Origin of the sequence: Pseudomonas sp. JQ170C, from assembly GCF_035581345.1 — a bacterium.
Lineage (GTDB): Bacteria > Pseudomonadota > Gammaproteobacteria > Pseudomonadales > Pseudomonadaceae > Aquipseudomonas.
Window position 1 is genome coordinate 5,839,108 of sequence record NZ_CP141608.1, and the last position, 13,006, is coordinate 5,852,113.

Consider the following 13,006-nt stretch of genomic DNA (forward strand, 5'->3'; position numbering starts at 1 on the left):
TCATCATGACCAAGACCGTCATCACCAGTGACAAGGCCCCAGCCGCCATCGGCACCTACTCCCAGGCGATCAAGGCCGGCAACACGGTGTACATGTCCGGGCAGATCCCGCTGGACCCAAAAACCATGGAACTGGTTGAAGGCTTCGAGGCCCAGACCGTTCAGGTCTTCGAGAACCTCAAGGCCGTTGCCGAAGCCGCTGGCGGTTCGTTCAAGGACATCGTCAAGCTGAACATCTTCCTGACCGACCTGAGCCACTTCGCCAAGGTCAACGAGATCATGGGCAAGTACTTCGAGCAGCCTTACCCTGCCCGCGCAGCCATCGGCGTTGCAGCCCTGCCACGCGGTTCGCAGGTTGAAATGGACGCGATCCTCGTCCTCGAGTGATCCCCCCGCGCGGCGAGCCGTCCGGTTCGCCGCCGCACTACCCCGGAAGGACCCCCGACATGCGCCATGCGCTTGCCTTGGCATTGGCCGCCGCACTGCTGAGCGGCTGCTCCAGCCACAAACCCGAAGACTACAACGGCATCTGGATCAACCAGAAAGCCATCGATGCTGCCGCCGAAGGCGTCAGCCTGCGCCAGGCCCTGCGCGAGAATGGCCCGAACTACGAGTGGAAGGTCAACGTCGCGGCCAACCAGGCCAGCTACACCAATGGTTTCGAGATCGTTGAAGGCCAATTCAAGGCCGGCGAAAAACAAAGCCAGGTCGAGTTCGGCGATGGTCAGGCCCAGGTCCTGACCCTGGACGGCGATGAATTGGTACAGAACGCCAGCCAACTGCTGACGCAACAGAATTTCGAGAAACCCAAGTCCTCCGCCCCTATTGCTGCGCGCACCGGCACCAGCTTCGAGCAGGCGCTCTACAGCGCCTACCTGGGTGGCAAATGGGAAATCATCGAAGGCCCAGGCCAAGGCAATGTGGTGCGCTTTGGCGACAACGGCAGCATCGAAGGCCTGCCTAACCTGGACCGCTACGCCCTGTGCCTGGCCGGCGACTGCGCCGACATGACCGGCGAGTTCGACAGCCTATGGCTTGAGCGCAACAAGCACGGCGCCCCGTGGATCTTCAAACGCGACGGCGACCAGCTGGAAATCCTGCGGGCGCTCAACAGCGCCAAACCGGATGAAAAGCCCCAGCTCTATCCTGGCGCCCGCCAGTGGTTGCTCGAGCGCGACTGATAGCCTGACGCTTACTCGGAACGTCCTTCAAGGATCGCCGCATAGCCTTCCTTGTAACTCGGGTACTGTGGCGCCCAGCCCAGTGCCCGGGCCCGCGCGTTACTGCAGCGCTTGCTACCGGTACGACGCACCCGCTCCTGCTCCGACCACTGGGTGACGCCCATATAGTTACGCAGCCAGGCCACTACTTCGGCCAATGGCGCCGGTGCATCGTCCACACCTATATAGCAATCATCCACGGCCTGCCCCTGCGCATCAGCCTTGAGCAGGAATGCCAGCAAACCAGCGGCGTCCTCGGCATGGATACGGTTGCCGTAGAGCGGTGGCTCCTCGGTTACCCGATAACCCTGGCGCACCTGGCTGAGCAGCCATTCACGTCCCGGGCCGTAGATACCCGTCAGGCGCACGATCGTTGCCGGGATACCGCTGGCCAGCGCCAGCTGTTCGGCATCGATCATCACCGTGCCCGAGTAGCCTTGCGGCTCGGTCGCCGACGTTTCGTCGATCCACTCACCGTCCTGCTGGGCATAGACGCTGCTGCTGGAAACGAACAGCAAGCGCCGCGGCGCTTGTCCACGCTCGGTGAGCCAACCCAGAACATGCTTCAGGCCATCGACATAGGCCGCCTTGTAGCCAGCCTCGTCATGCTGGCTGGCCGCTGCGCAGTAGACGAGATAGTCCGGCGCTTCAACCGGCCAGGTCGCCGGGCACTGCGCATCGAACACATCGGCGGCAATAGCCTTCACCCCGGCTGGCAACTGGCCAACATTGCGGCGCAGGCCACTCACCTGCCAATCGCACGCGAGCAATTGCTTGGCCAAACGGCTACCTACATCACCACAACCGACGATCAGAACTGAAGGCGCAGACATCCCGAAACTCCGTAAATCAAAGGCCCAGCCTATCCAAATAACTCGATAGGCGGCTAGCTAATATGGAAAAAAAGCAACTTTATTACTTCTGCTAACAAGAATTACTTGCAATAATGGCCGCCCAAAATTGTTCTCGGCCGTCTCGAGGCCTAGAAGGACAACCACCTTTTTCTTCTTCATCAGGTCCGGCCAGCATGACACGTATTCAACCTTCCGCTTCGCCAACCACGCCGCGCGCATGGCGCGCCATCGCCGCGCTGATGTTCAGCCTGGTCATGGCCCCTGTTGCCCTGGCCGATGAGCCGACCGCGCCACCTGCCGCACCTGCTGCAGTCGAAGCGCCCGCGGCCCCAGGCGCTGCTACCCCGGTCGACCCTGCCGCAGTCCCGGCTGCTGCTCCGGTTGATGGCCAGGCCGTCACTGAAGCCGAAGAAGTTGAAGCACTGGTCGAAGACACCAGCCTGGGCATGGCCCACGACCTTTCCCCATGGGGCATGTACAAAAACGCCGACATCGTCGTCAAAATCGTGATGATCGGCCTGGCAATCGCCTCGATCATCACCTGGACCATCTGGATCGCCAAGGGCTTCGAGCTGATGGGCGCCAAGCGCCGTCTGCGTGGCGAAATTGCCCTGCTGAAAAAATCCGCCTCCCTCAAGGAAGCCAGCGATGTAGCCAACAAGGAGGGCACCCTGGCCCACTTGCTGGTTCACGATGCCCTGGATGAAATGCGCCTGTCGGCCAACGCCCGCGAGAAGGAAGGCATCAAGGAACGCGTCAGCTTCCGTCTTGAGCGCCTGGTAGCCGCCAGCGGCCGGAACATGAGCAGCGGCACCGGCGTGCTGGCCACCATTGGTTCCACCGCACCGTTCGTCGGTCTGTTCGGTACCGTGTGGGGCATCATGAACAGCTTCATCGGCATCGCCAAAACCCAGACCACCAACCTCGCCGTTGTTGCCCCCGGTATCGCCGAGGCCCTGCTGGCCACCGCGCTGGGCCTGGTTGCCGCGATTCCGGCAGTCGTGATCTACAACGTCTTCGCCCGCTCCATCGCCGGTTACAAGGCTCAGGTTTCCGATGCTTCGGCAGAAGTCCTGCTGCTGGTCAGCCGCGACCTGGACCACCAGACCGGCGAGCGCACCGCTGCCCCTCACATGGTGAAAGTGGGGTAAGCCATGGGCCTGCATCTTAATGAGGGTGGCGACGATCTTGCCGAAAACCACGAAATCAACGTCACGCCGTTTATCGACGTGATGTTGGTCCTGCTGATCATCTTCATGGTGGCAGCGCCTCTGGCAACCGTCGATATCAAGGTCGACCTGCCGGCCTCCACGGCCAAGCCGGCGCCAAGGCCCGAGAAGCCGGTGTTCCTCAGCGTCAAGGCTGACCAGAACGTCTACGTCGGCGAAGAACAGGTCCAGCGTGATCAACTAGGCGCGGTACTCGATGCCAAGACCAAGGGCGACAAGGACACCACGATCTTCTTCCAGGCCGACAAGGGCGTGGACTACGGCGATCTGATGGAAGTCATGAACACCCTGCGCGCGGCCGGTTACCTGAAAGTCGGTCTGGTAGGACTTGAGACGGCAGCCAAGAAATGATCAAGACGCGGCATAAGCTGGCGCGTTACAGCAGTAGTCTGGCGATTGTGCTGGGGGTCCATGCCATCGCCGTGCTGCTGACGCTCAATTGGTCGGTGCCCCAGGCGATCGAGTTGCCCCCTGCGGCAATGATGATCCAGATGGCTCCGATGCCTGAACCGGCTCCTCCTCCACCGCCCAAGGTGGTGACCCCGCCACAGCCGCCAGCGCCGGTCGAAGAACCACCGCTGCCGAAACTGGCCGAGGCGCCGAAACCCAAAATCGCTGTCGCCAAACAGGTGAAGCCGAAGGCCAAACCACAGCCGCCCAAGCCTGAGAAAAAGCCTGAGCCGCCACAGGAAAAGCCTGCCGACGAGGAAGTGGTCGATACGCCGCCCAACACCGCACCGGCGCAGAAATCAGCAGCTCCGGCACCAAGCATCGCCAGTAACAGCAATGCCCTGCCGACCTGGCAGAGCGATCTGTTGCGCCACCTGGCCAAGTACAAGCGTTACCCGGAAAACGCCCGGCGTATGCGCATGGAAGGCATCAACCGACTGCGTTTCGTGGTCGATAGCGAAGGCAAGATTCTTTCTTACGCCATCGCCGGTGGTTCGGGCAGTGCGGCACTGGATCGGGCAACCCTGGAGATGATCCGTCGCGCCCAACCGGTACCACCACCGCCGAAAGAATTGCTTACCAACGGCAGCATCGAGGTGATCGCGCCTTTCGTCTACTCGCTGGACAAGCGCTGACGCATTGTTTCTGTCATACATAAGCAACTCTGATAACGTGCGTCTATCGAGTGCAGCCGCTATGCTGGGGCCGCAACTTCATGGACGCACGTTATGACCCTCACAGAATTGCGCTACATCGTCACCCTCGCCCAGGAACAGCACTTCGGCCATGCCGCCGAACGTTGCCATGTCAGCCAGCCGACCTTGTCGGTGGGAGTGAAAAAGCTTGAGGACGAGCTGGGTGTTCTGATCTTCGAGCGCAGCAAAAGCGCTGTACGCCTGACGCCGGTTGGCGAAGGGATCGTTGCCCAGGCCCAGAAAGTTCTCGAACAGGCCCAGGGCATCCGCGAGCTGGCCCAGGCCGGCAAGAACCAACTCACCGCCCCCCTGAAAGTCGGCGCCATCTATACCGTTGGCCCCTACCTGTTCCCGCACCTGATTCCACAACTGCACCGGGTCGCCCCGCAGATGCCGTTGTACATCGAAGAGAACTTCACCCACATCCTGCGCGACAAGCTGCGCAACGGCGAATTGGACGCGGTGATCATTGCCCTGCCGTTCAATGAAGCCGACGTCCTGACCATGCCGCTGTACGACGAACCCTTCTATGTGTTGATGCCCAGCGAGCACCCCTGGACCCAGAAGGAAACCATCGACGCAAGCCTGCTCAACGACAAGAGCCTGCTGTTGCTCGGCGAAGGCCACTGCTTCCGCGACCAGGTGCTCGAAGCTTGCCCGACACTGGCCAAGGGCAGCGATGGCTCCAAGCACACCACGGTTGAATCCAGCTCCCTGGAAACCATCCGCCACATGGTCGCCTCGGGCTTGGGTGTATCGATCCTGCCGCTGTCGGCGGTGCACAGCCACCACTACGCCCCCGGTGTCATCGAAGTGCGGCCACTGAGCCCCCCTGCCCCGTTTCGGACCGTTGCCATTGCCTGGCGCGCCAGCTTCCCACGGCCCAAGGCCATCGAGATCCTCGCCGACTCCATCCGCCTGTGCTCGGTGGCCAAGCCGCCCGTGAGCCAGTAGGAACCCACCATGCCGGAGTTGTCCCAAGTAGCGGTGACTGCCTTGAAAGGCGTGGGCGAGGCCATGGCCGAGAAGCTCGCCAAAGTCGGCCTGGAGAACCTTCAGGACGTGCTTTTCCACCTGCCGCTGCGCTACCAGGACCGCACCCGTGTGGTCCCGATCGGTGCGCTGCGTCCAGGCCAGGATGCGGTAATCGAAGGCGTGGTCAGCGGCACCGATGTGGTCATGGGCAAGCGCCGCAGCCTGCTGGTGCGCCTGGGTGACGGCAGCGGTGTCCTGAGCCTGCGCTTCTATCATTTCAGCAACGCGCAAAAGGAAGGCCTCAAACGGGGCACCCACCTGCGTTGCTACGGCGAAGCGCGCCCCGGTGCCTCGGGCCTTGAGATCTACCACCCGGAGTACCGCGCCCTGACCGGTGACGAGCCTGTGCCGGTGGAACAGACCCTGACCCCGATCTACCCCACCACCGAAGGCCTGACCCAACAGCGCCTGCGCCAGCTTTGCCAGCAAAGCCTGGCCATGCTCGGCCCCCGCAGCCTGCCCGACTGGCTGCCAGAGGAGCTGGCCCGGGACTACCAACTGGCGCCGCTGGACGACGCCATTCGCTACCTGCACCACCCGCCCGCCGATGCCGACGTCGACGAACTTGCCGAGGGTCAGCACTGGGCCCAGCACCGCCTCGCCTTTGAAGAGCTGCTGACCCATCAGCTGTCCCAGCAGCGTCTGCGTGAAAGTCTGCGAGCCCAGCGTGCCCCTGTTCTACCCAAGGCGACCCGGTTGCCGCAGCAGTACCTGGCCAACCTCGGCTTCGCTCCCACTGGCGCCCAGCAGCGGGTCGGCAACGAGATCGCCTACGACCTCAGCCAGCCTGAGCCGATGCTGCGCCTGGTCCAGGGAGACGTGGGCGCCGGCAAGACCGTGGTCGCTGCGCTCGCCGCCCTGCAAGCCCTGGAAGCCGGTTATCAGGTCGCGCTGATGGCCCCCACCGAGATTCTTGCAGAACAGCACTTCGTCACCTTCAAACGCTGGCTGGAGCCGCTGGGCATCGAAGTCGCCTGGCTGGCCGGCAAACTCAAGGGCAAGGCCCGCACCAGTGCCCTGGAGCAGATCGCCGGCGGTGCCCCGATGGTGGTCGGCACCCATGCCCTGTTCCAGGACGAGGTCAAGTTCAAGAACCTGGCCCTGGCGATCATCGACGAACAGCACCGCTTCGGCGTGCAGCAACGCCTGGCACTGCGCCAGAAGGGCGTCGGTGGCCAGCTATGCCCACATCAGCTGATCATGACCGCCACCCCTATTCCGCGCACCCTGGCCATGAGCGCCTATGCCGACCTGGACACGTCGATCCTCGACGAGCTGCCCCCGGGTCGTACGCCGGTAAACACCGTCCTGGTAGCCGACAGCCGACGCTTCGAGGTGGTCGAGCGGGTTCGCGCCGCTTGCGCCGAGGGGCGCCAGGCCTACTGGGTCTGCACCCTGATCGAAGAGTCCGAGGAACTGACCTGCCAGGCCGCCGAAACCACCTTCGAGGAGCTCGGCAGTGCCTTGGGTGAACTGCGCGTCGGCCTGATCCACGGGCGCATGAAGCCTGCTGAAAAGGCGGCGGTCATGGCCGAATTCAAGCAAGGCCAGCTGCAATTGCTGGTGGCGACCACGGTCATCGAAGTCGGGGTCGACGTGCCCAACGCCAGCCTGATGATTATCGAGAACCCCGAACGCCTGGGCCTGGCCCAGTTGCACCAGCTGCGCGGCCGGGTCGGTCGTGGCAGTGCGGCGAGCCATTGCGTGTTGCTCTATCATCCGCCACTGTCGCAGATTGGTCGCGAACGCCTGGGAATCATGCGTGAAACCAACGATGGTTTCATCATTGCCGAGAAAGACCTCGAGCTGCGTGGCCCGGGTGAAATGCTCGGCACCCGCCAGACCGGCCTGCTGCAGTTCAAGGTTGCCGACCTGATGCGAGACGCCGACCTGCTTCCCGCCGTGCGCGATGCCGCCCAGGCCCTGCTTGCACGCTGGCCGGAGCATGTCAGCCCGCTGCTTGAGCGCTGGCTGCGTCATGGTCAGCAATACGGACAAGTGTGACGCCTGTCCCAGAATGGATCCAGCTTGAGGCCCAAGCTGGTTATACTCTTGCGATTGTAAAATTTCTGGATACAGACCATGACTGAAGTTGCTCTGGACACCGCAACCCCCCACGCTCCGTCTGTTATCCGGCTGCTGCTCGAAAAGCTCGGCATCGCCTACCGCGAAGTGCTGGATCACTCGCAGCTGCTGTCCGAGCGCAAGGTCCAGGCCGTATTGCTCGATGACGCAGTCGGCGCGCTGATGGTGCTGTTCCCGCAGAGCCAGCTGCTCGACCTCAACCGCCTCGCCGAACTCACTGGCCGCAAGCTTGCCGCCGTGCCCCTGGAACGCCTCAAGCACATGCTCGACAAGCATGGCCTGAAGATGCTGCCGGGCATTCCTGCATTGACCAGTTCGCCTTGCCTCTATGAAGAGAGCCTGCTCAAGCCTGAAAAGCTGCTGGTGCACTCCGGTGAAGCCGGCCTGTTGCTGGAGATCGAGCGCGACGACTTCAAGAAAATGCTCAGCAAAGCCAGCGCCGGCAACTTCGGTGAGCGCCTGAGCAGCATTCGCCCCAACCTCGATCGCCCGGCCGACGACCGCGAAGAAATCACCCAGGCGGTCCAGGCCTTCACCGCCCGGCGCATCCAGCAACGCCTGGAAAGCACCATCGAGATTCCACCCCTGGCGGAAACCGCGCAAAAGATCATCAAGCTGCGCGTCGACCCCAACGCGACCATCGACGACATCACCGGCGTGGTCGAGACCGACCCGGCGCTGGCGGCCCAGGTTGTCAGCTGGGCGGCGTCGCCCTACTACGCTTCACCGGGCAAGATCCGCTCCGTCGAAGACGCCATTGTCCGCGTGCTGGGTTTTGATCTGGTCATCAACCTGGCGCTGGGCCTGGCACTGGGCAAGACCTTGAGCCTGCCCAAGGACCACCCGCAGGACACCACGCCATACTGGCAACAGTCGATCTACACCGCCGCCGTGATCGAGGGCCTGACCCGCGCCATCCCCCGCGCGGAACGCCCGGAAGCCGGCCTCACGTACCTGGCCGGCTTGCTGCACAACTTCGGCTACCTGCTGCTGGCGCATGTATTCCCGCCGCACTTTTCGCTGATCTGCCGCCACCTGGAGGTCAACCCGCACCTGTGCCACAGCTATGTCGAACAGCATTTGCTGGGGATCAGCCGCGAGCAGATCGGTGCCTGGTTGATGCGCTTCTGGGACATGCCCGAGGAACTGGCCACAGCCCTGCGCTTTCAGCATGACCCGCAGTACGACGGTGACCATGCCGCCTTCCCCAACCTGGTGTGCCTGGCGATTCGCCTTTTGCGCGTGCGGGGTATCGGTTCGGGGCCGGTCGAGCCTATTCCGGACGAGTTGCTGGAGCGCCTGAACATTCCTCGCGAGAAAGCCGAGGATGTGGTGAACAAGGTGCTTGAGGCCGAAGTGCTGTTGCGTGAACTGGCCTCGCAGTTCAACCAGCACTGAGCAAACAGCCTGACCCCTAGGGTCAGGCTTTCTTTTTCGGTTTCAGGTACTTCATCAGGCCCTGGAACCAGATCACCAGCGCCGGATTGCCCTTGATCTGGATGCTCTTGTCCTGAATCCCCTGCATGAACGCCAATTGCTTGTTTTTCGCCTGCAAGGTAGCGAAGCCGAATGCGGCGTCCTTGAAGGCAATGGCAAAGGCGGGAGCTGCGTGGGTGCCGGACTGGCTGCGGATACGCATATCCTTGACGACAAAATGGCGAGCCACCTTGCCATCGAGGGTCTGTAGCTGGAACACCAGGTCCTTGTCTGCCAGTTGTTGCTGGAATGCCGGATTCTTGCGGCTGGCCTTGGCCATCAGCAGCCCCATGGCCCAAAGGAGAAAGCGAAACTTCATGCACACGCCTCGACTAAAAAGTGACTGGCGGAGCAGTTTATAGTCTCGCTGCGAAAACACCATAGGCGACGAGTTCATATCAACGAGATCACTGACCCGCTTGCTAGCGGCATGGTGCGCAAAAAAACGGGCACCGTGTCGGGTGCCCGTCTTCTACTGCAATCGATCTGTGTGAGGCATCACGGATTGACGCTGTCCTTCAGGGATTTACCTGGTTTGAAAGCCACAGTGTTGCTGGCCTTGATCTTCACCGGCTCGCCGGTTTGCGGGTTCTTGCCGGTGCGGGCACCGCGATGGCGCTGCAGGAACGTACCGAAGCCGACCAGCGTAACGCTGTCCTTGCGATGCAGGGCGCCGGTGATTTCTTCGAGCACGGCGTTGAGTACGCGGTTGGCTTGCTCTTTGGTGAGATCGGCCTTTTCAGCAATGGCTGCGGCGAGTTCTGGTTTACGCATAGTGAAGCCTCTTTGACGGTTTTTTTGTTGTTATGCCGTGCTGCTCTTCAAGGAGCAGCGCCCAAGGCACCGCAGGCTCTAAACTGCGGCAGACGGCAGTGAGAATGGCACGCCGTCAGGGGCCGCGCCAGTCTCTGAGCGGCCATTGTTAGTGCAATGGCAGGGGGAATCCGACAGAACGCCCGTCGTTTATGCCATTAACGCCGGAAGTTGCCGATTTAGAGCCAGCTTCTCCATCACCGCCGAGCCGGTCAGCGCGTAGCCCAGCAAGTTGCCGTCCACGTCATGGCAGAGCACTTTGAGGTCGATGCCCTGGCCTTCGACCTGCCATTGACCCTCACGGCCATGGGGTGGCGGCGAAACCACCAGTGGGCAGGCCGGGGTCTTCACCGTTACCGGCATCGGGCCGTAGGAAACCGCGGTCGGGTTGCCGGCCAGGGTCTGCGCCAGCGCCCGCGCGCAGCTCATCAACGGCATGACATACAGCAGGTTCAGGCCGTCGACCTCGGCGCAGTCGCCCAGGGCATAGATGCTGCCATGGGAGGTGCGCAGTTGACGGTCGACCACAACGCCACGATTGACCTGCAGGCCGGCTGCCGCGGCCAGGTCGATGCGTGGTCGCAGACCAACGGCCGACACCACCAGATCACAAGGAATGACCGTGCCATCGGACAGGTGCGCTTCGAGCCCGTGCTCAACGCGCTGCAGGCGCGTCAGCACCGGCCCCAGGTGAAAACGCACCCCCAGCCCTTCCAGACCCGCTTGCACCGCACCCGCGGCCGCAGGATGCAGCAACGTCGGCATGACCTGCTCGCACGGCGCCACCAGCTCGACTTCAAAGCCGCCCAGGCTCATGTCATTGGCGAACTCACAGCCAATCAGGCCAGCGCCAAGAATAAGCACCCGCCGCTTGCCTGCGGCGGCGGCACGGAAGCGGGCGTAATCTTCCAGATCATTGATCGGGAAGATCGCGTCACCGGCGTCGCCTTCTACCGGCACCTGCACGGTTTGCGCCCCCCAGGCCAGGATCAGGTCACGATAAGGAACCTGTTCCTCGCCGATCCACAGGCGCTTGTGGCCCGGGTCGATACCGCTGATGCGAGTATGGGTACGCACTTCAGCCTTGAGCTGTTCCGCCATGGCGCCGGGCTCTGCCATGCTCAGGCCGTCGGCATCCTTGTTCTTGGCAAAACCGGTGGAAAGCATCGGCTTGGAATATGAACGGCCATCGTCGGCAGTAATCAGCAGCAGCGGCGTTTCACCGTCGAGCTTGCGAAATTCGCGGGCCAGGTTGTAACCCGCCAAGCCTGTACCGACAATTACCACTGGAGCCGTCATGCCGTGCTTTCCTTAAAGTATTTGATTAAAAATTGATCAGCCGATTGCGATCATTTCAAAGTCCATCTTGCCGACACCACAGTCGGGGCACAGCCAGTCCGCCGGTACATCTTCCCAGCGAGTACCCGGGGCAATTCCATCATCCGGCCACCCTTCAGCCTCGTCGTAGATCAGGCCGCAAACAATACACTGCCACTTTTTCATCACACACTTCCTCAACAAACTCAGGCTTTGGAGTGGTCGCTCTGGGAAACGTTACGGTGGCGACCATCAAGGAGGGGCTTTGTACTGGAGCCAGGTGCCAGCATGCAAGCCGGATTGGGCATTCATGCTAAGCTCGCGGTCTCTTTGGCCTGTTAATCCATACCATCGTGCCGTACGAAACATCGCAAGCGCCCGCTGCAGAATGGTTGCAGTACTCGCAGGTAGCAGACAGCGCAATGCCTGCCGTCCTTGACTGGTTGTTCGATGAAGGGTCCCTGACCCGTCGCCTGACCCAATTATCCGCCGATCACTTTTCTGTTACACCCCTTTGCGAAGGCTGGCAGCCGCTGCGTGATGACGAATGCCAGGCGCTGGATCTGCCGCCTGGCAGCGAAGGCTGGGTGCGCGAGGTGTATCTGCGTGGTCATGGCCAGGCCTGGGTCTTCGCCCGTAGCGTGGCAGCACGCAGTGCCCTGGAAAGCGGCGGACTGGACATGGAAGCACTGGGCAGTCGCTCCCTGGGCGAGTTGCTGTTCTGCGACCAGGCCTTTACCCGCCGGGCCATCGAAGTCTGTCATTACCCCAAGGCCTGGCTGCCCGCCGCCGACGCCAGCGACACCTTGTGGGGACGCCGCTCGCGCTTTGATCGCGCCGGGCTGAGTGTGCTGGTTGCCGAAGTCTTCCTGCCCGCGCTGTGGCAGGCCGCTGATATTTCCGGGGAGATCCGCTGATGTACGTGCAGCTGCTCAAGTCGCTCAATCGCCTGCATCCACGGGCCTGGGACTTCATTCAGCTCAGCCGCATGGACCGCCCCATCGGCATCTACCTACTACTGTGGCCCACCCTCTCGGCGGTGTGGATTGCCGCCAAGGGTTCGCCGACCCTGGCCAATGTGCTGATCTTCACCCTCGGTGTGGTGCTCATGCGTGCGGCAGGCTGCGCCATCAACGACTTTGCCGACCGCAAGGTCGATGGCCACGTCAAGCGCACCGCCGACCGCCCCCTGGCCGCCGGCCGGATCAATGCCCGCGAGGCCCTGGTGCTGTTCGCGATTCTGGTGGGGGTGAGTTTCCTGCTGGTGCTGTGCACCAACGCCACCACCGTCTGGCTGTCGTTCGGCGCGGTGGCGCTGGCGGCCTGTTATCCGTTCATGAAGCGCTACACCTACTACCCGCAAGTGGTGCTCGGGGCTGCCTACTCATGGGGCATTCCCATGGCCTTCACGGCGGCCAACGGCGAGCTGCCGGCGATTGCCTGGCTGCTGTACATCGCCAACGTGCTGTGGACTGTGGGTTACGACACCTACTACGCCATGGTCGATCGCGACGATGACCTGAAGATCGGCGTCAAATCGACGGCGATCCTCTTCGGCGAAGCCGACCGAACCATCATCCTGACCTTGCAGGTACTGTCGCTGGGTTGTTTGCTGATGGCCGGCAACCGCTTTGAACTGGGCGGCTGGTTCCACCTGGGACTGGTGGCGGCGCTGATCTGCTTCGTGTGGGAGTACTGGTCGACCCGCAACCTGGATCGCGAATCCTGTTTCAAGGCCTTCCTGCACAATCATTGGGCCGGGTTGCTGATCTTCCTCAGCATCGTTGTCGACTACGCCCTGCGCTGACGACGCTCGGGCCGCCAGCGCAGGGG

The 13,006-nt window shown here is 62.3% G+C and carries 15 protein-coding genes; 10 read left to right on the plus strand and 5 right to left on the minus strand.

From position 1 onward, the window contains the following. The first annotated feature begins 5 nt into the window (after positions 1-5). A complete protein-coding gene (locus U9R80_RS26725; RefSeq protein WP_038615925.1) occupies positions 6-386 on the plus strand; it encodes a RidA family protein in 381 nt (126 codons plus the stop codon). A 59-nt stretch (positions 387-445) separates the two neighbouring features. Continuing rightward, on the plus strand, positions 446-1,180 hold the full coding sequence (locus U9R80_RS26730; protein ID WP_301838867.1) for a hypothetical protein: 735 nt from the start codon (positions 446-448) through the stop codon (positions 1,178-1,180). 11 nt (positions 1,181-1,191) lie between these two features. Here U9R80_RS26730 and U9R80_RS26735 read toward each other — a convergent pair whose 3' ends face one another. Next, positions 1,192-2,052 (minus strand): SDR family oxidoreductase, encoded by an 861-nt coding sequence (locus tag U9R80_RS26735; RefSeq protein ID WP_301838868.1) that lies wholly within the window; start codon positions 2,050-2,052, stop codon positions 1,192-1,194. A gap of 194 nt (positions 2,053-2,246) precedes the next feature. Here U9R80_RS26735 and exbB point away from each other — a divergent pair, with 194 nt between their 5' ends. The 6 genes from exbB to U9R80_RS26765 all read left to right on the plus strand — a co-directional run bounded on the left by exbB (position 2,247) and on the right by U9R80_RS26765 (position 8,965). Then, positions 2,247-3,224, plus strand: coding sequence for a tonB-system energizer ExbB (gene exbB / locus U9R80_RS26740; RefSeq protein WP_301838869.1), 978 nt, complete (start codon positions 2,247-2,249; stop codon positions 3,222-3,224). Between the two features lie 3 nt (positions 3,225-3,227). Further along, the gene (exbD, locus tag U9R80_RS26745) at positions 3,228-3,653 is read left to right on the plus strand and encodes a TonB system transport protein ExbD (protein ID WP_028942472.1); all 426 of its coding nucleotides are present in this window, start codon (positions 3,228-3,230) and stop codon (positions 3,651-3,653) included. After that, positions 3,650-4,387: an energy transducer TonB gene (locus tag U9R80_RS26750; RefSeq protein ID WP_301838870.1), complete on the plus strand. Its 738-nt coding sequence runs from the start codon at positions 3,650-3,652 to the stop codon at positions 4,385-4,387. Before exbD ends, U9R80_RS26750 begins: the two co-directional genes overlap by 4 nt. 93 nt (positions 4,388-4,480) lie before the next feature. Then, positions 4,481-5,401: a hydrogen peroxide-inducible genes activator gene (locus U9R80_RS26755; protein WP_028942474.1), complete on the plus strand. Its 921-nt coding sequence runs from the start codon at positions 4,481-4,483 to the stop codon at positions 5,399-5,401. A gap of 9 nt (positions 5,402-5,410) precedes the next feature. Then, positions 5,411-7,486: an ATP-dependent DNA helicase RecG gene (gene recG / locus U9R80_RS26760; RefSeq protein ID WP_301838871.1), complete on the plus strand. Its 2,076-nt coding sequence runs from the start codon at positions 5,411-5,413 to the stop codon at positions 7,484-7,486. A gap of 78 nt (positions 7,487-7,564) precedes the next feature. Continuing rightward, positions 7,565-8,965: an aminoacyl-tRNA deacylase and HDOD domain-containing protein gene (locus tag U9R80_RS26765; protein WP_301838872.1), complete on the plus strand. Its 1,401-nt coding sequence runs from the start codon at positions 7,565-7,567 to the stop codon at positions 8,963-8,965. Positions 8,966-8,987: 22 nt separating this feature from the next. Here U9R80_RS26765 and U9R80_RS26770 read toward each other — a convergent pair whose 3' ends face one another. From U9R80_RS26770 to U9R80_RS26785, 4 genes are all read right to left on the minus strand, one after another. Continuing rightward, complete coding sequence (locus tag U9R80_RS26770; RefSeq protein ID WP_301838873.1) at positions 8,988-9,362, minus strand: SCP2 sterol-binding domain-containing protein; 375 nt, start codon at positions 9,360-9,362, stop codon at positions 8,988-8,990. Between the two features lie 179 nt (positions 9,363-9,541). After that, entirely contained in the window at positions 9,542-9,817 is a 276-nt protein-coding gene (locus tag U9R80_RS26775) for an HU family DNA-binding protein (protein WP_003213368.1), read from the minus strand. 189 nt (positions 9,818-10,006) lie between these two features. After that, positions 10,007-11,155: an NAD(P)/FAD-dependent oxidoreductase gene (locus tag U9R80_RS26780; protein WP_301838896.1), complete on the minus strand. Its 1,149-nt coding sequence runs from the start codon at positions 11,153-11,155 to the stop codon at positions 10,007-10,009. 36 nt (positions 11,156-11,191) lie between these two features. Then, a complete protein-coding gene (locus U9R80_RS26785; protein WP_028942479.1) occupies positions 11,192-11,359 on the minus strand; it encodes a rubredoxin in 168 nt (55 codons plus the stop codon). 167 nt (positions 11,360-11,526) lie between these two features. Here U9R80_RS26785 and U9R80_RS26790 point away from each other — a divergent pair, with 167 nt between their 5' ends. Beyond that, positions 11,527-12,090 carry a chorismate--pyruvate lyase family protein gene (locus U9R80_RS26790; protein WP_301838900.1) on the plus strand — a complete coding sequence of 188 codons (564 nt, stop codon included), beginning with the start codon at positions 11,527-11,529 and terminating at the stop codon, positions 12,088-12,090. Continuing rightward, a complete protein-coding gene (gene ubiA, locus U9R80_RS26795; protein ID WP_301838902.1) occupies positions 12,090-12,980 on the plus strand; it encodes a 4-hydroxybenzoate octaprenyltransferase in 891 nt (296 codons plus the stop codon). The genes U9R80_RS26790 and ubiA overlap by 1 nt, the downstream gene beginning before the upstream one ends. The last annotated feature ends 26 nt before the right edge of the window (positions 12,981-13,006 follow it).

Bases quoted from the DNA above. Each gene is read 5' to 3' on its own strand.
- U9R80_RS26735 (WP_301838868.1), bottom strand. From the start codon at position 2,052: ATGTCTGCGCCTTCAGTTCTGATCGTCGGTTGTGGTGATGTAGGTAGC.
- U9R80_RS26755 (WP_028942474.1), top strand. From the start codon at position 4,481: ATGACCCTCACAGAATTGCGCTACATCGTCACCCTCGCCCAGGAACAG.
- ubiA (WP_301838902.1), top strand. From the start codon at position 12,090: ATGTACGTGCAGCTGCTCAAGTCGCTCAATCGCCTGCATCCACGGGCC.
- U9R80_RS26780 (WP_301838896.1), bottom strand. From the start codon at position 11,155: ATGACGGCTCCAGTGGTAATTGTCGGTACAGGCTTGGCGGGTTACAAC.
- U9R80_RS26725 (WP_038615925.1), top strand. From the start codon at position 6: ATGACCAAGACCGTCATCACCAGTGACAAGGCCCCAGCCGCCATCGGC.
- exbD (WP_028942472.1), top strand. From the start codon at position 3,228: ATGGGCCTGCATCTTAATGAGGGTGGCGACGATCTTGCCGAAAACCAC.
- U9R80_RS26775 (WP_003213368.1), bottom strand. From the start codon at position 9,817: ATGCGTAAACCAGAACTCGCCGCAGCCATTGCTGAAAAGGCCGATCTC.
- U9R80_RS26765 (WP_301838872.1), top strand. From the start codon at position 7,565: ATGACTGAAGTTGCTCTGGACACCGCAACCCCCCACGCTCCGTCTGTT.
- U9R80_RS26750 (WP_301838870.1), top strand. From the start codon at position 3,650: ATGATCAAGACGCGGCATAAGCTGGCGCGTTACAGCAGTAGTCTGGCG.
- exbB (WP_301838869.1), top strand. From the start codon at position 2,247: ATGACACGTATTCAACCTTCCGCTTCGCCAACCACGCCGCGCGCATGG.
- U9R80_RS26785 (WP_028942479.1), bottom strand. From the start codon at position 11,359: ATGAAAAAGTGGCAGTGTATTGTTTGCGGCCTGATCTACGACGAGGCT.
- recG (WP_301838871.1), top strand. From the start codon at position 5,411: ATGCCGGAGTTGTCCCAAGTAGCGGTGACTGCCTTGAAAGGCGTGGGC.
- U9R80_RS26770 (WP_301838873.1), bottom strand. From the start codon at position 9,362: ATGAAGTTTCGCTTTCTCCTTTGGGCCATGGGGCTGCTGATGGCCAAG.
- U9R80_RS26730 (WP_301838867.1), top strand. From the start codon at position 446: ATGCGCCATGCGCTTGCCTTGGCATTGGCCGCCGCACTGCTGAGCGGC.